Here is a 16,636-nt window from a genome sequence, read left to right on the forward strand (position 1 = left end):
TTTTATTCTCTTAACTTGTGTTCAGGGCTGCGTTATCTTTAAACTTCTTTACATAAGGTAAGGCAACAGAGTTGTCGTCTACCTATAATAAAAGAAAGCCCCACCGTGATGGGCATGTCGTGAAAACAGGGGGCAAGGGATGTTGCTAAAGAAAGAATGTGGTCGTCAGCTGTCAGCGCTGAGTTTATGTCTGGCAGTGATGTTTGCTCCACTGTTAACCGCCCAGGCCGACGAGCCTGAAATTGTGCCGACTGACAGCACCGCAACGACAGGCGCGCAGCCGACGTCATTGTCTCAGCCGCTGGAACAGTCTACGGCTACGGCCATCATGGCCGGGATTAAGCCGCTGCCGGAAGGCATCGACGTTGAATCGCTCAGCCAGCAGCTCCAGACAGGCCTGCCTGCAGGCTACACGCCTGCCTATATCAATCAGCTCACGCTGCTTTATGCTGCCCGCGATATGAAACCCATGTGGGAAAATCGTGATGCCGTGCGCGCCTTCCAGCAACAGCTGGCGGAAGTGGCGATTGCGGGATTCCAGCCGCAGTTTACGAAGTGGGTTGAGCTGTTAACCGATCCTGCCGTCACCGGTCAGGCGCGGGACGTGGTCCTTTCCGATGCCATGATGGGTTACCTGCAGTTTGTGGCGGGTATTCCGGTCAATGGCAACCGCTGGCTGTACAGCGATAGGCCCTATAAGCTGGCGACGCCAGCCCTGTCGGTGATTAACCAGTGGCAATTAGCGCTGGATAACGGCGATCTGCCGCGCTTCATTGCCAGCCTCGCGCCGGCGCATCCACAGTATGCCACTATGCACCAGTCGCTCCTCGCGCTGGTGGGGGACTCGCGTCCATGGCCGCAAATGCGGGGGACCGCAACGCTGCGTCCGGGTCAGTGGAGCAGCGATGTGCCAGCCCTGCGCGAGATCCTTAAACGCTCCGGTATTCTTGATGGCGGGCCGAACATTGCCCTGCCGAGCGACGATCCGCAAAGCGCGGTGGTCAGCCCGTCAGCGCCCATAAAAGAGAACAAGGCCACTACCCTGAGCAATAAGCCCGAGGCTTACGATCGCGAGCTGGTCGCCGCGGTTAAACAGTTCCAGGCCGCTCAAGGGCTGGGAGCCGATGGCGTCATTGGACCTTCAACGCGTGACTGGCTTAACGTATCGCCTGCGCAGCGGGCCGGGGTGCTGGCGCTTAATATTCAGCGTTTGCGTTTGCTGCCGGGCACGCTGTCTACCGGCATTATGGTCAATATCCCTGCCTATTCACTGGTTTATTATCAGGATGGTAGCGAGAAGCTGGCCTCGCGCGTGATTGTCGGGCGTCCGGATCGCAAAACGCCGATGATGAGCAGCGCGTTAAATAACGTGGTGGTTAACCCGCCGTGGAACGTGCCGCCGACGCTGGCGCGTAAGGACATTCTGCCTAAGGTCTGGAACGATCCGGGTTATCTGGAACGTCACGGCTATACGGTCATGCGTGGCTGGAACAGTAAAGAGGCGATCGATCCTTACATGGTCGACTGGTCGACGATCACTGCCTCCAACCTGCCGTTCCGCTTCCAGCAGGCTCCCGGAGCGCATAACTCGCTGGGGCGCTACAAATTCAACATGCCAAGTTCAGATGCTATCTATCTGCACGATACGCCGAACCACAATCTGTTCCAGAAAGATACCCGGGCACTGAGTTCAGGCTGCGTGCGCGTGAATAAAGCCTCGGAGTTGGCCAACATGCTGCTGCAGGATGCGGGCTGGAACGATACGCGTATTTCTGACGCCCTGAAGCAGGGTGATACGCGCTACGTGAATATTCGCCACAACATTCCGGTTAATCTTTATTATCTGACAGCGTTTGTGGGTGAAGACGGTCGCACTCAGTACCGTACAGATATTTACAATTATGATCTCACCGCGCGATCCGGCGCACAAATTTTGCCAAAAGCGGAACAATTAATCAGGTAAATGAAGTAGTTCGGGAAAAATGATTGTCGTAAGTTATGGTGAATCGGGGCCAATATCGCTGTAAGCCGCGTATTCACTGGGGTTGGGCGCCTTGACGTACCCTGTTTTGCCAGTTAAGGTGCCCTTCGTGCGCTAAGCATATTACGATTTCTTTGACCTGTAGACCTGATTATCATGGACAAATTTGACGCTAATCGCCGCAAGCTGCTGGCGTTAGGTGGTGTTGCGCTTGGCGCAGCGGCCATCTTACCGACGCCAGCATTTGCCACCCTCTCGACACCTCGTCCGCGCGTTTTAACGCTCAGCAATCTTCACACCGGTGAGTCGCTAAAAGCGGAGTTTTTCGATGGCAGAGGCTATATTCAGGATGAATTAGCAAGACTCAACCATTTTTTCCGTGATTTCCGCGCGAATAAAGTAAAAGCCATCGACCCAGGACTGTTTGATCAGCTTTTCCGCCTTCAGGGCCTGCTGGGCACCAGCAAGCCGGTGCAGCTTATTTCTGGTTATCGCTCAATTGATACCAACAATGAACTGCGCGCCCATAGCCGTGGGGTAGCGAAAAAAAGCTACCACACGAAGGGACAGGCAATGGATTTCCACATTGAAGGCGTTTCGTTAGCCAATATTCGCAAAGCCGCGTTATCTATGCGCGCGGGTGGTGTAGGATATTACCCCAGCAGCAACTTTGTGCATATTGATACCGGGCCGGTTCGGCACTGGTAATAACGAAACACAGGAGCAGTATGAACTATCGTATTATTCCGGTTACCGCGTTCTCCCAGAACTGTTCATTAATCTGGTGCGAGCAAACCAAACTGGCCGCGCTTGTCGATCCCGGCGGTGACGCTGAGAAAATCAAGCAGGAAGTCGCAGCAAGCGGCGTGACGCTGATGCAGATTTTGCTGACGCATGGTCACCTCGACCACGTAGGCGCAGCGGCTGAACTGGCTAAACACTACGGTGTGCCGATTATTGGCCCGGAAAAAGAAGATGAGTTCTGGCTGCAGGGGTTACCCGCCCAAAGCCGCATGTTTGGCCTTGATGAGTGTCTGCCATTGACGCCCGATCGCTGGCTGAACGAAGGAGAGCGCGTTAACGTAGGGAATGTGACTTTACAGGTGTTGCATTGTCCTGGGCATACGCCAGGCCATATCGTCTTCTTTGACGACCAGTCCCGTCTGCTGATTTCCGGCGATGTGATTTTCAAAGGTGGCGTAGGACGCAGCGATTTTCCGCGCGGCGATCACGGGCAGCTGATTCAGTCGATTAAACAGAAGTTATTGCCGCTGGGTGATGACGTAACGTTTATCCCTGGACACGGTCCGATGTCGACGCTGGGCTATGAACGGCTCCATAACCCGTTCCTTCAGGATGAAATGCCTGTCTGGTAACCAGCATAAAAAAAGCCTGCTTAACGCAGGCTTTTTTGTGGGCGCAAATTACAGGACGGCGACAATCGCTTCGCACAGTGGCGCCATGTTGTCAGGGGTCATGCCTGCAACGTTTACGCGGCCAGAGGCTACGGCGTATACGCCAAACTCTTCACGCAGACGCAGAACCTGCTCTTTGGTCAGGCCGCTGAACGAGAACATACCGTTCTGTTTGATGATGAAGCTGAAGTCGCGGTCAGCGCCTTTCTCAGCCAGGGTGTTCACAAACAGCAGGCGCATGCGCTGGATACGCTGACGCATATCGTTCAGCTCTTGTTCCCAAATCGCGCGCAGCGCATCGTTGCTCAGAATGGTCGCAACAACAGACGCACCGTGTGCCGGCGGGTTGGAGTAGTTCGCGCGGATCACGGATTTCATCTGGCTGAAGGCGCGATCGACGGTTTCATCGTTCGCCGCAACCAGCGTACAGGCACCTACTCGCTCATTGTACAGACCAAAGTTCTTGGAGTAGGAGCTTGCAACGATCAGCTCCTGATGAACGGCGGCGAACGCGCGCAGGCCTTCTGCATCTTCTTCCAGACCGCGGGCGAAGCCCTGGTAAGCAAAGTCAAACAGCGGCAGCCAGCCTTTCTCAACGGAGAGCTTCGCCAGGTGTTCCCACTGCTCAAGCGTTGGATCGATACCGGTTGGGTTGTGGCAGCAGCCGTGGAACAGCACCACGTCACCCGCCTGCGCTTCGCTCAGGCTTGAGAGCAGGCCGTCAAAGTCGAGAGCGTGGTTTGCCGCGTCGTAGTAAGCATATTCGCGCACTTCCAGACCTGCAGAGTTAAAGACGCTCTTGTGGTTCGGCCAGCTTGGGTTGCTCACCCATACGCGCTTAACAGAGGTGTTTTTAGCAAGGAAATCCGCCGCCACGCGCAGCGCGCCGGTACCGCCAGGGGTCTGCGCCGTGCGCGCACGTTTGTCACTCACAATTGCGCTGCCTTTACCGAACAGCAGCTCCTGGGTGCAGCGACCAAATTCAGGAATACCATCAATACCGAGGTAGTTTTTGGTGGTTTCATTTTCCAGCAGATACTGCTCCGCTTTCTTAACGCTGGTCAGTACCGGAGTTTTGCCGGTTTCATCTTTATATACACCAATACCCAGGTTGATTTTGCCAGGGCGGTCGTCGGCACGAAACAGATCGGCCAGGCCCAGAATAGGGTCGGCAGGAGCGGCGGTAATGTTCTCAAACATGACGAAGTTCCATTGTGATTACAGAAGTGAAATCCGCTATCAGGTTAACGGGAGATTTACAAAATGCCAACCGTTTGCGACGAAAAGCGTGCGGCTTTTCAAAAGTCGCCATTATTTTCTGTCAGGCATAAAAAAACAGGGCCGAAGCCCTGTTCATTATGCATATAACAACGTGGTGTTCTGATTAGAACTGGTAGGTTACACCCACAGCAGCCATATCGTCGTTGCCGTTCAGACCGCCAACCACTTTCGCGTAGTCGGTGTCTTTGTCCAGCAGGTTGATGTAGTAGTCAGCCCACACGTTGAAGTTTTTGTTGAAGTAGTAAGTCGCGCCAACCTGGATGAATTTAGCCAGGTCTGCATCGCCGCCTGAGAAGGTGCCGTTAGCATTGGTTACGCCAACCAGGTCTTTACCTTTGGTCTGCACGTAAGAGATTGCCGGACGCAGGCCGAAGTCGAACTGGTACTGAGCAACCACTTCGAAGTTCTGCGTTTTGTTAGCAAAACCAGCATCGCCGCTGGAACCGGTACGAGTGGTATTGCGGGTTTCAGCATAGGTGGTTGCCAGGTAGAGGTTGTTGGCGTCGTATTTCAGACCCACGCCCCATGCTTCAGCTTTATCGCCCAGGCCGTCAGCTTTCTGATTCAGAGTACGGTTTGCGTTGCTGTAAGATGCGATTGCACCGAAGCCTTCGCCAAAATCGTAACCCAGAGAGTAACCTACGCCGTCACCGTTGGAGGTTTTAACGTCAGTACGGTCGTTTTTGCCCTGGTACTGTACGCCCATGCTCAGACCGTCAACCAGACCGAAGAAGTCGGTGTTACGGTAGGTCAGCAGGCCGGTGCTGCGGCTGGTCATGAAGTTATCAACGTAGTTACCGCCCCAGGTCATCCCGGAGAAGGACGGCGCCATATCGGTGTAAGATTCTACGTCGTAAACGATACCGTAGTTACGACCGTAGTCGATGCTGCCAGCATCGCCCGCTTTCAGGCCCGCAAAGGCCAGACGGTTTTTGTTAGCCTGAGCGGTGTTCTCAGCCTGGTTAGCCATGAAGCGGTATTCCCACTGGCCGTAACCGGTCAGCTGATCGTTGATCTGGGTTTCGCCTTTAAAACCGATCTGCGCGTAAGTTGCGTCGTTGTTGTTAGTGTCATCGCCAGAGGTCACAAAATCGTGCTCGGCGTTAACTTTCCCGTAGAAGTCCAGTTTGTTGCCGTTCTTGTTATAGATTTCTGCAGCGTTTGCTGCACCGGCTACCAGCAGGGCAGGGATTACCACTGCCAGAATATTGCGCTTCATCATTATTTATTACCCTCATTGGTTTTTTTATGACACTCGCCACTGCCGTCAATAAATTCTGTCAATAAATATTTCCGGAACTATTGATGAGAGTTTGGTGTCTTTATGTATCTGACAGGCATCTTTCCATTCACCGAAGCGTTTCGCTAGCCTGAAAGTGCTACAATTCTCAAGATTGAGTTACAGAAAGAAAATATGTGTAACTAAATGTGTATTTTTGGGAACTTTGTGAACCATCTCAAATTTCAGAACCCCCTGGCGAATTAAGCATCGGTTTGTTTCCTATATATATGAATTCCTTATGATTAATTTGGATAAAGGCAATTCCTATAAACGAATGTTAAACGACTCGTTTTTTCTTATGACCCAATAAAGACTTCTGGATGGCTGAAAAATTGGTTGAAATTTGTGCTATTACTTCAGGATGTAATAATCGCAATAAGAATGAGGTTAATTTTTTGTGGCTGGATATTTCGCGGAAACAAAACGTAACAGGTAGCGGTTGTGACGGGCTAGTGGTTTAAAAACGCTGACTTTACGCTGACAAAAACTTACAGGGCAGAATAAAATAATGGCCAGCAAATGCTGGCCATTGTCTGTTGTGTTGCTTAGAAGCTGGCGTTGCGTGGTGTACGCGGGAACGGAATTACGTCACGCACGTTCTGAACGCCAGTAACGTAGGCGATCAGACGCTCGAAGCCCAGACCGAACCCAGCGTGCGGAACGGTGCCATAACGGCGCAGATCGCGATACCAGCTGTAGTCCGCAGGGTTGAGACCCATCTCTGCCATGCGCGCATCAAGCACGTCCAGACGCTCTTCACGCTGAGAACCACCAATGATTTCACCGATGCCCGGCGCCAGTACGTCCATCGCTGCCACGGTTTTCCCGTCTTCGTTAAGGCGCATATAGAAGGCCTTAATGTCTTTCGGGTAGTTTTTAACGACAACCGGCGCTTTGAAATGTTTCTCGGCGAGATAGCGTTCGTGCTCAGACGCCAGATCGACGCCCCAGTAAACCGGGTTCTCAAACTTCTCACCGCATTTATCAAGGATCGCTACCGCATCGGTATAGTCCACCTGCGCAAAGTCGGCAGAGACGAAACGCTCCAGACGTGCCACAGCATCGCTGTCTATGCGTTCGGCGAAGAACTTCATGTCGTCAGGACGCTCTTCCAGCACCGCTTTGAAGACGTACTTCAGCATCGCTTCTGCGAGACCTGCAACGTCATTCAGATCGGCAAACGCCACTTCCGGCTCCAGCATCCAGAACTCCGCCAGGTGGCGGCTGGTGTTGGAGTTTTCGGCGCGGAAGGTTGGGCCGAAGGTATAGATCTTAGACAGCGCACAGGCGTAGGTTTCGCCGTTGAGCTGGCCGGATACCGTCAGGAAGGCTTCTTTACCAAAGAAGTCTTTGTCGTAGTCGACTTTACCTTCCGGCGTGCGCGGCAGGTTTTCCATGTCCAGCGTCGAGACGCGGAACATTTCGCCTGCGCCTTCCGTATCGGACGCGGTGATCAGCGGGGTAGACACCCAGAAATACCCCTGCTCATCGAAGAAGCGATGCAGCGCCTGGGCCAGCGTATGGCGCACGCGAGCCACCGCACCAATCAGGTTGGTACGCGGACGCAGGTGTGCGACTTCACGCAGGTATTCAATGCTGTGACGTTTAGCCGCCATCGGGTAGGTGTCCGGATCTTCAACCCAGCCAGTCACTTCAATGGCAGAGGCCTGGATCTCGAAACTCTGGCCCTGGCCCGGAGATGCCACGACCACACCGGTGACGATAACGGAACAACCCGTCGTCAGGCGCAGAACGTCATCATTGTAATTGGGCAGAGAATTATTAATGACGGCCTGTACAGGATCAAAGCAGGAACCGTCATAGACGGCAAGGAAGGAGATGCCAGCTTTAGAATCTCGGCGAGTACGCACCCATCCGCGCACGGTGACCTCCTGGTCAACGGCGACACGGCCCTGGAGTACGTCGGCTACAGGCACAACGCTCATAATATTCTCTCTGTTAATAGTCGGAAAAAATAAACACTTGTCCACCCCAAGACGGGGGGATATCTATGTTACCTGCCAACCGCTATCAGACAAGTAAATTTCGCAGTCAAAAGAGAAGAATTGAGAAATAAATAAGGGAAGGGAGCCCTGAAGGCTCCCGTAAGCGCTTAACTGGCTTTTTTGATCTGGGGGAGATCGAACGCTTTGCGCAATGCGCGAACAAACGCTTTGTCATGGCAGATGGTTTTACCCGGGCTGTCGGAGAGCTTTGCCACCGGCTTGCCGTTACATTCCACCAGCTTTATCACGATATTCAGAGGTTTTACCTGAGGAATGTCGCAGGTCAACCGGGTACCGATCCCGAAGCCCAGATTAATTCTGGCATTGAAATGACGATACAGTTCGACGGCTTTTGCCAGGTCGAGATTATCGGAGAAGACCAGCACCTTGCTCATCGGGTCAATGCCGAGTTTTTGGTAATGAGCAATCGCCTTTTCGCCCCATTCAACCGGATTCCCTGAGTCGTGGCGTAACCCCTGGTAACGCTCAGCGAACTCGGGACCAAAGTCGCGCAGGAAGGCATCCATCGTAATACAGTCGGTCAGGGCGATCCCGAGTAGATTCGGGTACTCTTCAAGCCACGCAGCCAGCGCCGCACGCTGGCTGTTAGCCAGGTCCGGGCTAATTTGCTGATGCGCCTGGAACCACTCGTGCGCCTGGGTGCCCATTGGCGTCAGGTTGAGGCGACGCGCCAAATCGTAGTTGCTGGTACCCACGAACCACGACTCCTGCTGCAGACGTTCAACGATAGCCTGCTGAACCTCGCGAGAGAAGCGGCGACGGGTGCCGAAATCCATCAGGCGGAAGCGGGACATATCCAGCCCTTCGGTCAGCGTTGAGAATGCCTCAAGTTTGTTCTCCAGCGAGGCGACCGCCTGTTCGACGCCCGTTTCAGGCGAACGGTAGCGGTGAGCCAGTTCGCTGATGACGGCCAAAAGCGGCACTTCCCACATGATCACTTCCCGCCACGGACCTTCAAGACGAATATCCAGCTTGCCGTTCTCGTTGGTCACGGTGACCTGTTCAGGCTTATAGCGGAAGTCGCGCAGCCAGTTCAGATAGTCCGCTTTAAAGAAAGGCAGGCCAGAAAGCCACTGATATTCGTCATCGGTGAGCGCCAGATGCTGCATCGCATCGACCTGTTCACGAATGGAATCTGCGTAGATACCGAGCAAGTCGTCACCACGGCAGCGGAATTCCGCCGCGACGTGAACGTCATAGTAATGGTGGAAAACGGCTTGCTGCATATGCAGTTTATACGCGTCGGTATCCAGCAACGTATGCAGAACCGGAGAAGCGAATTGAGTCATAGGTGCGCTGTAGCATCCTCTCACGGGAGCGTTTAGTACAATAAACAACTCCGGAGTATACCTTGTTTAGTGATTTATTGAACCCCGATCACAACATAAGCACACTTTATGGTCGAGAGCATTTCGTGCCCCGTGTTATACAAATGTAGCGAAAAAGGTGTTTAAGCCTGAAAAGATGAAGATTCTGCATAGCGCGTTTTACGCAACAGGAATATATTGAAACGTTACTCGACAAACGATGCATAAGGTTTTCTATGACACAACAGCCACAAGCCAAATACCGCCACGACTACCGTGCGCCGGAATACCTGATTAGCGATATCGACCTGACTTTTGACCTGGATGCCACAAAAACCGTTGTGACGGCGGTAAGCCAGGTGATGCGCCACAGCGCGACTGCCGTACCGCTGCGTCTGGATGGCGAAGACCTGACGCTGGTCTCCCTGCACATTAACGATGAAGCCTGGTCAGATTATAAAGAAGAAGGCAACCAGCTGGTCATCGACAACCTGCCGGAACGCTTTACGCTGCGCATCGTGAATGAAATCAGCCCTGCCGCCAACACGGCGCTGGAAGGGCTCTACCAGTCAGGCGTGGCCCTGTGTACGCAGTGTGAAGCCGAAGGTTTCCGCCACATTACCTGGTACCTGGACCGCCCGGACGTGCTGGCGCGTTTTACCACCAAAATCATTGCCGATAAAACCCTCTATCCGTTCCTGCTCTCCAACGGTAACCGCGTGGGTGAGGGCGAGCTGGAAAATGGCCGTCACTGGGTGCAGTGGCAGGATCCGTTCCCGAAACCGTGCTACCTGTTTGCGCTGGTGGCGGGTGATTTCGACGTGCTGCGCGATACCTTCAAAACCCGCTCAGGCCGTGAAGTGGCGCTGGAGCTGTTCGTTGATCGCGGCAACCTTGACCGCGCGCCGTGGGCGATGACTTCACTCATTAACTCCATGAAATGGGACGAAGAGCGTTTCGGCCTCGAATACGATCTCGACATCTATATGATCGTCGCTGTCGACTTCTTCAACATGGGCGCGATGGAGAATAAAGGCCTTAACATCTTTAACTCCAAGTACGTGCTGGCGCGTACCGATACCGCCACCGATAAAGACTACCTCGATATCGAACGCGTTATCGGCCACGAGTATTTCCATAACTGGACCGGTAACCGCGTCACCTGCCGCGACTGGTTCCAGCTGAGCCTGAAAGAGGGGCTGACCGTCTTCCGCGATCAGGAGTTCAGCTCCGATCTGGGCTCGCGGGCGGTCAACCGCATCAACAACGTGCGCACCATGCGCGGCCTGCAGTTTGCGGAAGATGCCAGCCCAATGGCGCACCCGATCCGTCCGGATAAAGTCATTGAGATGAATAACTTTTACACCCTGACGGTGTACGAGAAGGGCGCTGAAATTATCCGCATGATCCACACCCTGCTGGGTGAAGAGAATTTCCAGAAAGGGATGCAGCTTTACTTCGAACGTCACGACGGCAGCGCGGCTACCTGCGACGACTTCGTGCAGGCGATGGAAGACGCGTCCAACGTTGATCTTTCTCACTTCCGCCGCTGGTACAGCCAGGCCGGGACCCCGATTGTCACCGTTAAGGACGACTACAACCCGGAAACCGAGCAGTACACTCTGACCATCAGCCAGCGCACGCCGCCAACTGCCGAGCAGGAAGAAAAATATCCGCTGCACATTCCGTTCAGCATTGAGCTGTACGACAACGAAGGCAACGTCATCCCGCTACAGAAGGGCGGCCACCCGGTGCACCACGTGCTGAACGTGACCCAGGCAGAGCAGACCTTTATCTTCGATAACGTCTACTTCCAGCCGGTGCCTGCGCTGCTGTGCGAGTTCTCCGCGCCGGTGAAGCTGGAGTACAAGTGGAGCGACCAGCAGCTGACGTTCCTGATGCGTCACGCCCGCAACGATTTCTCCCGCTGGGACGCGGCGCAGAGCCTGCTGGCAACCTACATCAAGCTTAACGTGAACCGCTACCAGCAGGGCCAGCCGCTGACGCTGCCGGTGCATGTGGCAGACGCGTTCCGCGCCATCCTGCTGGATGAGAAGATTGACCCGGCGCTGGCGGCTGAAATTCTGACGCTGCCGTCCGCGACTGAAATTGCGGAGCTGTTCGACATCATCGACCCGATTGCCATCGTGGCAGTGCGCGAAGCGCTGACCCGCACGCTGGCGACCGAACTGGCGGATGAATTCCTGGCGCTATACAACGCTAACAAGCTTGACGCGTATCGCGTGGAGCATGCGGATATCGGCAAGCGTACCCTGCGCAATACCTGCCTGCGCTATCTTGCGTTTGGTGAGGCCGAACTGGCGAACGCGCTGGTGAGCAAGCAGTATCACGAAGCGGATAACATGACTGATGCGCTCGCGGCCCTGGCAGCAAGCGTTGCCGCTGAACTGCCGTGCCGCGATGCGCTGATGCAGGAGTATGACGACAAGTGGCACCAGGATGGCCTGGTGATGGACAAGTGGTTTATTCTGCAGGCGACCAGCCCGGCGGCCGATGCGCTTAGTAAGGTTCGCAGCCTGCTGAAGCACCGTTCGTTCACCATGAGCAACCCGAACCGCGTTCGCTCGCTGATTGGCGCATTTGCCAGCAGTAACCCGGCCGCGTTCCACGCCGAAAACGGCAGCGGATACCAGTTTATGGTGGAAATGCTGACCGAGCTGAACAGCCGTAACCCGCAGGTTGCATCACGTCTGATTGAGCCGCTTATCCGCCTGAAACGCTATGATGCGCAGCGCCAGGCGAAGATGCGCGCCGCGCTTGAGCAGCTGAAAGGGCTGGAAAATCTGTCTGGCGATCTGTACGAGAAGATAGCTAAGGCGCTGGCCTGATGTAAAAAAGCCCGGTGGCGCTACGCTAACCGGGCCTACGTGGGGGCGCGGGGCATTGGTTTTCTCCCTCTCCCTGTGGGAGAGGGCCGGGGTGAGGGCATCAGGCATTGGCCTTTATCCGCTGAATCTCCGCTTCCCCACGTTTCATCACCCGATCCAGCACTTCGGCTTCCAGCTCCGCCAGTCTCGCCGAGCCCACGCGACGAGGGCGCGGGATGTCCACCGTCAGATCCAAACCGATTTTCCCGTTTTCTATAAGCAATACCCGGTCCGCCATCGCCACGGCTTCGCTCACGTCATGCGTCACCAGCAGTACCGTAAAGCCGTGCGCCTGCCAGAGGGATTCAATCAGATCCTGCATTTCTATCCGCGTCAGGGCATCAAGAGCGCCGAGCGGCTCATCAAGCAGCAGCAGGCCGGGACGGTGAATCAACGCTCGCGCCAGCGCCACGCGCTGCTTCTGGCCGCCCGACAGCGCCGCAGGCCATTCACCTGCACGGTTTTCCAGCCCGACGGCGGCCAGCGCCTGACGGGCTTCATCCCGCCAGTTGCCTTTGAGCCCCAGCCCGACGTTATCAATCACCGTTTTCCACGGCAGCAGGCGCGCATCCTGAAACATCATGCGCGTATCGTCCTGAATATTGGCCAGCGGCGTGGTTCCTGCCAGAATCTCTCCTCCGTTGGGGGCCTCCAGCCCGGCTAAAAGACGCAGGAGTGTGCTTTTTCCGCCGCCGCTGCGCCCGACTACAGCCACAAACTGGCCGGCGGGAATGTGCAGATCCAGCCCGTTAAGGATGGTGTTTTCGCAGTAGCGTTTGGTTACGCCGTTCAGCAGCAGCGGCGTGCCCTGATTTAGTCGTGCGGTATTCATGCTTTCGCCTCCTGAAGGGTATAGGCCGGGTTCCAGCGCAGCCAGCTGCGCTCCAGCCACTGTGCGCTGACGTCGGCGAGTTTGCCGAGCAGTGCATACAGAATGATGGCGACCACCACCACGTCCGTTTGCAGGAATTCGCGGGCGTTCATCGCCAGGTAGCCAATACCGGAGTTGGCTGAGATGGTTTCCGCCACTATCAGCGTCAGCCACATCAGGCCGAGCGCAAAGCGCACCCCGACCATAATGGAGGGCAGGGCGCCCGGCAGAATCACGTGAGCAAAGAGGGAAAAACCCGATAAGCCGTAGCTGCGCGCCATCTCCACCAGACCGCGATCGATATTGCGGATGCCGTGCCAGGTATTGATGTATATCGGGAACAGCGTGCCCAGCGCCACGAGGAAGATTTTGGCGCTCTCATCGATCCCAAACCACAAAATGACCAGCGGGATCAGCGCCAGATGCGGCACGTTGCGCAGCATCTGGATGGAGGTATCCAGCAGCCTTTCCCCCCAGCGTGAAAGGCCGCTGATCAGACCCAGCACCAGACCGATGCTGCCGCCGATGGAAAACCCAATCACCGCGCGCCAGGAGCTGATCGCCAGATGTTGCCACAGCTCTCCGCTGACGCTCAGCGACCAGAACGCTTCGATAACGCCCTCCGGAGAGGGCAAAATGCGGCTCGACAGCCAGCCGGTAGACGATGCGAGCTGCCAGAGCGCCACAATGCCGACGGGTAAAAACCACGGCGCGGCGCGCAGCAGCCATTTTTGTGAGGTGGCAGTCATGGTCACTCCTTAGCTCTGTGCGGCTTTACGGGGAATGAATTCGTTCGCCACGGCTTCGCCCTGAAGCTGGAGCCGCTGCGGCTGCGGAACCTCCGGAATGGCGACATCCAGGTGCGGGAACAGCAGTTCGCCCACCCTGTACGCCTCTTCCAGGTGCGGATAGCCGGAGAGAATAAAGCTGTCGATGCCCAGGTCAGCGTATTCATTAATACGTGCAGCCACGGTTGGCCCGTCGCCGACCAGCGCCGTGCCCGCGCCGCCGCGTACCAGACCCACGCCCGCCCACAGGTTCGGGCTGATCTCCAGATTCTCGCGCTTACCGTTGTGCAGAGAGGCCATGCGGTGCTGCCCGACGGAGTCGGTTTTGGCAAACGCAGCCTGCGCCTTCGCAATGGTCTCATCGTCCAGATGGGAGATCAGACGGTCTGCCGCCTGCCAGGCTTCTTCATTGGTTTCCCGCACAATCACGTGCAGGCGAATCCCGAAGCGCACCTTGCGGCCATGGGCGGCGGCTTTGGCGCGGACCTGGGCAATTTTCTCTTTCACCAGCTCGGGCGGCTCGCCCCAGGTCAGATAGAGATCGACCTGCTCGGCGGCCAGATCCTGGGCCACATCCGACGATCCGCCAAAATAGAGCGGAGGGCGCGGCTGCTGCACCGGCGGGAAGTAGAGCTTCGCGTCGCGAACGTGAATATGCTTACCTTCAAAGGTGACGGTTTCGCCTTCCAGCAGGCGTCGCCAGACGCGGGTAAATTCGGCGGAGGCTTCATAGCGCTCGGTATGGTCGAGGAACACGCCGTCACCCGCCAGCTCCTGCGGATCGCTGCCCGTCACCAGGTTAAACAGAGCGCGGCCGTTGGAGAGCCTGTCCAGCGTTGCTGCCTGACGCGCCGCCACGGTGGGTGAAACGACGCTCGGGCGCAATGCAACAAGGAATTTAAGGCGCTGGGTTACCGGGATCATCGACGCGGCCACCAGCCAGGCATCCTCGCACGAGCGTCCGGTCGGGATCAGCACCCCGGTGAAGCCGATTCGGTCCGCCGCCTGCGCAATCTGCTGCAGGTAGCCATGGTCAACCGGGCGCGAACCCTCTTCTGTACCAAGATAGTGTCCATCACCGTGGGTGGGTAAAAACCAGAAAAGATTCAGACTCATGATTTAGCTCCTTCTTTGCCAGCGGGCTGCCAGATGCGTTCGCGAATATCGACCTGTTTTGGTACCAGGCGGTTTTGATAGAAGAGGTCAGCGGTCTGTTGCTGAAGCGCGGCGACGTGCGCGTCGACAGGCGCAATGGTGGTGGGCGGACGGTGGCTGAGGTAGCTCGCGATCACCGGCTCAGGTAAGCCCATGGTTTTTGCCAGCAGGGCGATGCTCGCCTGACGCTGGCTCTGGGTCAGGGCATCTGCCTGCGTAAAGGTATCCAGTACGCCCTGAATAAACGCGCCGTTTTTTTCGGCGTAAGGGCGTGAGGCGAGGTAGAACGAACCGGTTTGCTTCAGCGTGGTACCGTCTTTCAGCACCCGTACGCCACCCTGCAGTAATGCCGCGGAGTAGTACGGATCCCAGATAGCCCAGGCATCAACGTTCTTCTGCTGGAACGCGGCGCGCGCGTCAGCGGGCGTCAGGTAAACGGGCTGAATGTCGGTGAACTTGAGCCCGGCTTCCTGTAAGGCGCGCAGCAGCAGGTTGTGCGAACTTGAACCTTTCTGGAAAGCGACCTTGCGCCCTTTAAGGTCGGAGACGCTTTTAATGTCACTGTTTTCAGGTACCAGGATGACTTCGGCTTTCGGCTTAGCGGGTTCTACACCGACGTATACCAGGTCTGCCCCGGCAGCCTGAGCGAAAATAGGCGGGATGTCGCCCGTACTGCCCAGATCGATACTGCCGACGTTCAGGGCTTCAAGCATCTGCGGCCCTGCCGGGAACTCCACCCATGAGAATTTGGTGTCCGGGAAGCGTTTTTCCAGCAGCTGGTGGCTTTTTGCCAGCACCATACTGACGCTGCCTTTTTGGTAGCCAATCCGTAAACTGTCCGGTGCGGTTTCTGCGGCATGTGCCAGCGCGGTAAACGCCATCAGGCCAGCCAGTCCGAGGCGGATTAAGGTTTTAAACATGTGCGACTCCCTGCGGCGGATTAAAAGAAGGAACCTGGATATCCCGGCGATGCAGCGCGTGCCAGAAAGTTTCCAGCGAGGCATCAAGGCGCGTTTGCAGATTCGGCGTGAAGTGCGGCTTATGCTGGTAGTCAATGACCTGCGAATCATCCGCGAAAACGCCGTGAAGGATCTCCTGCGCCTTCAGGGCGTTCAGCACCGGCTTCAGGGCGTAATCCACCGCCAGTAAATGGGCCACCGTGCCGCCCGTTGCCAGCGGCAGAACCACTTTGCCGTCCAGTGCGCGCTCGGGGAGAAGATCGAGCAGCGTTTTCAGCGCGCCCGAAAAAGAGGCTTTATAAATCGGGGTCGCAACGATGAGGCCGTCCGCTTCCTTGAGCTGCTCAGTGAGGGTTTTCAGCGCGGGGCTGTCGAAGCGGGCATACAGCAAATCTTCAGGTTCGAAGTTATGCAGATTCCAGTGGCACACTTCCACGTCCAGGGCATTGAGCTTGTCGCGGGCATATTCCAGCAGGGCGCTGGAACGCGAAGGGAATCGTGGACTTCCGGCCAGGGTAATGACGCGCATACTTCCTCCTTATAACTAATTGTTTGCTTTTGTCTAACATTCATAACAATTTTCAGGAGTGTGACACCGCGCGGTTATTCCACTAAATGATTTATCCGCAATTAAACTGTGAAAAACTGCATAAGAAAGAGAGTGGGAGGTAAACGATTGCGT

Annotated in this window: 13 protein-coding genes; 4 read left to right on the forward strand and 9 right to left on the reverse strand. The window is 55.8% G+C overall.

Features of this window, described 5'->3' with window-relative positions; all coding sequences use genetic code 11:
* Positions 1-139: 139 nt before the first annotated feature.
* From ldtD to IM313_RS18800, 3 genes are all read left to right on the forward strand, one after another.
* Positions 140-1,963 carry a L,D-transpeptidase gene (gene ldtD / locus IM313_RS18790; RefSeq protein WP_192970863.1) on the forward strand — a complete coding sequence of 608 codons (1,824 nt, stop codon included), beginning with the start codon at positions 140-142 and terminating at the stop codon, positions 1,961-1,963.
* A gap of 174 nt (positions 1,964-2,137) precedes the next feature.
* On the forward strand, positions 2,138-2,689 hold the full coding sequence (locus IM313_RS18795) for a YcbK family protein (protein ID WP_048999377.1): 552 nt from the start codon (positions 2,138-2,140) through the stop codon (positions 2,687-2,689).
* Positions 2,690-2,709: 20 nt separating this feature from the next.
* On the forward strand, positions 2,710-3,357 hold the full coding sequence (locus tag IM313_RS18800) for an MBL fold metallo-hydrolase (protein ID WP_048999378.1): 648 nt from the start codon (positions 2,710-2,712) through the stop codon (positions 3,355-3,357).
* Positions 3,358-3,405: 48 nt separating this feature from the next.
* Here IM313_RS18800 and aspC read toward each other — a convergent pair whose 3' ends face one another.
* From aspC to pncB, 4 genes are all read right to left on the reverse strand, one after another.
* Positions 3,406-4,596, reverse strand: a complete 1,191-nt coding sequence (gene aspC / locus IM313_RS18805) for an aspartate transaminase (protein ID WP_045261757.1) — start codon at positions 4,594-4,596, stop codon at positions 3,406-3,408.
* Positions 4,597-4,780: 184 nt separating this feature from the next.
* Positions 4,781-5,899, reverse strand: a complete 1,119-nt coding sequence (locus IM313_RS18810; RefSeq protein ID WP_275991486.1) for a porin — start codon at positions 5,897-5,899, stop codon at positions 4,781-4,783.
* Positions 5,900-6,504: 605 nt separating this feature from the next.
* Entirely contained in the window at positions 6,505-7,905 is a 1,401-nt protein-coding gene (asnS, locus tag IM313_RS18815; protein WP_192970864.1) for an asparagine--tRNA ligase, read from the reverse strand.
* 167 nt (positions 7,906-8,072) lie between these two features.
* The gene (pncB, locus tag IM313_RS18820) at positions 8,073-9,275 is read right to left on the reverse strand and encodes a nicotinate phosphoribosyltransferase (RefSeq protein ID WP_192970865.1); all 1,203 of its coding nucleotides are present in this window, start codon (positions 9,273-9,275) and stop codon (positions 8,073-8,075) included.
* 254 nt (positions 9,276-9,529) lie between these two features.
* Here pncB and pepN point away from each other — a divergent pair, with 254 nt between their 5' ends.
* On the forward strand, positions 9,530-12,142 hold the full coding sequence (gene pepN / locus IM313_RS18825) for an aminopeptidase N (protein WP_192970866.1): 2,613 nt from the start codon (positions 9,530-9,532) through the stop codon (positions 12,140-12,142).
* 100 nt (positions 12,143-12,242) lie between these two features.
* On the opposite strand, the gene ssuB is transcribed toward pepN, so the two are convergent.
* The 5 genes from ssuB to ssuE are packed head-to-tail and all read right to left on the reverse strand — an operon-like array spanning position 12,243 to position 16,483.
* Positions 12,243-13,013, reverse strand: a complete 771-nt coding sequence (ssuB, locus tag IM313_RS18830) for an aliphatic sulfonates ABC transporter ATP-binding protein (protein ID WP_192970867.1) — start codon at positions 13,011-13,013, stop codon at positions 12,243-12,245.
* Positions 13,010-13,801, reverse strand: coding sequence for an aliphatic sulfonate ABC transporter permease SsuC (gene ssuC / locus IM313_RS18835; protein WP_192970868.1), 792 nt, complete (start codon positions 13,799-13,801; stop codon positions 13,010-13,012). The genes ssuB and ssuC overlap by 4 nt, the downstream gene beginning before the upstream one ends.
* A 9-nt stretch (positions 13,802-13,810) precedes the next feature.
* Positions 13,811-14,956, reverse strand: coding sequence for an FMNH2-dependent alkanesulfonate monooxygenase (gene ssuD / locus IM313_RS18840; protein ID WP_192970869.1), 1,146 nt, complete (start codon positions 14,954-14,956; stop codon positions 13,811-13,813).
* Positions 14,953-15,915: a sulfonate ABC transporter substrate-binding protein gene (locus IM313_RS18845; protein ID WP_048999384.1), complete on the reverse strand. Its 963-nt coding sequence runs from the start codon at positions 15,913-15,915 to the stop codon at positions 14,953-14,955. The genes ssuD and IM313_RS18845 overlap by 4 nt, the downstream gene beginning before the upstream one ends.
* On the reverse strand, positions 15,908-16,483 hold the full coding sequence (gene ssuE, locus IM313_RS18850) for an NADPH-dependent FMN reductase (protein ID WP_028012591.1): 576 nt from the start codon (positions 16,481-16,483) through the stop codon (positions 15,908-15,910). The genes IM313_RS18845 and ssuE overlap by 8 nt, the downstream gene beginning before the upstream one ends.
* Between the last annotated feature and the right edge of the window lie 153 nt (positions 16,484-16,636).

The sequence above is a fragment of the Enterobacter cloacae complex sp. P2B genome (assembly GCF_014895985.1).
GTDB lineage: Bacteria > Pseudomonadota > Gammaproteobacteria > Enterobacterales > Enterobacteriaceae > Enterobacter > Enterobacter bugandensis.

What these genes read in the sequence shown, in the direction of transcription:
- ssuD (WP_192970869.1), bottom strand. Translation starts at nt 14,956, where the DNA reads ATGAGTCTGAATCTTTTCTGGTTTTTACCCACCCACGGTGATGGACAC.
- IM313_RS18795 (WP_048999377.1), top strand. Translation starts at nt 2,138, where the DNA reads ATGGACAAATTTGACGCTAATCGCCGCAAGCTGCTGGCGTTAGGTGGT.
- IM313_RS18845 (WP_048999384.1), bottom strand. Translation starts at nt 15,915, where the DNA reads ATGTTTAAAACCTTAATCCGCCTCGGACTGGCTGGCCTGATGGCGTTT.
- IM313_RS18800 (WP_048999378.1), top strand. Translation starts at nt 2,710, where the DNA reads ATGAACTATCGTATTATTCCGGTTACCGCGTTCTCCCAGAACTGTTCA.
- ldtD (WP_192970863.1), top strand. Translation starts at nt 140, where the DNA reads ATGTTGCTAAAGAAAGAATGTGGTCGTCAGCTGTCAGCGCTGAGTTTA.
- ssuE (WP_028012591.1), bottom strand. Translation starts at nt 16,483, where the DNA reads ATGCGCGTCATTACCCTGGCCGGAAGTCCACGATTCCCTTCGCGTTCC.
- aspC (WP_045261757.1), bottom strand. Translation starts at nt 4,596, where the DNA reads ATGTTTGAGAACATTACCGCCGCTCCTGCCGACCCTATTCTGGGCCTG.
- asnS (WP_192970864.1), bottom strand. Translation starts at nt 7,905, where the DNA reads ATGAGCGTTGTGCCTGTAGCCGACGTACTCCAGGGCCGTGTCGCCGTT.
- IM313_RS18810 (WP_275991486.1), bottom strand. Translation starts at nt 5,899, where the DNA reads ATGATGAAGCGCAATATTCTGGCAGTGGTAATCCCTGCCCTGCTGGTA.
- pepN (WP_192970866.1), top strand. Translation starts at nt 9,530, where the DNA reads ATGACACAACAGCCACAAGCCAAATACCGCCACGACTACCGTGCGCCG.
- ssuB (WP_192970867.1), bottom strand. Translation starts at nt 13,013, where the DNA reads ATGAATACCGCACGACTAAATCAGGGCACGCCGCTGCTGCTGAACGGC.
- ssuC (WP_192970868.1), bottom strand. Translation starts at nt 13,801, where the DNA reads ATGACTGCCACCTCACAAAAATGGCTGCTGCGCGCCGCGCCGTGGTTT.
- pncB (WP_192970865.1), bottom strand. Translation starts at nt 9,275, where the DNA reads ATGACTCAATTCGCTTCTCCGGTTCTGCATACGTTGCTGGATACCGAC.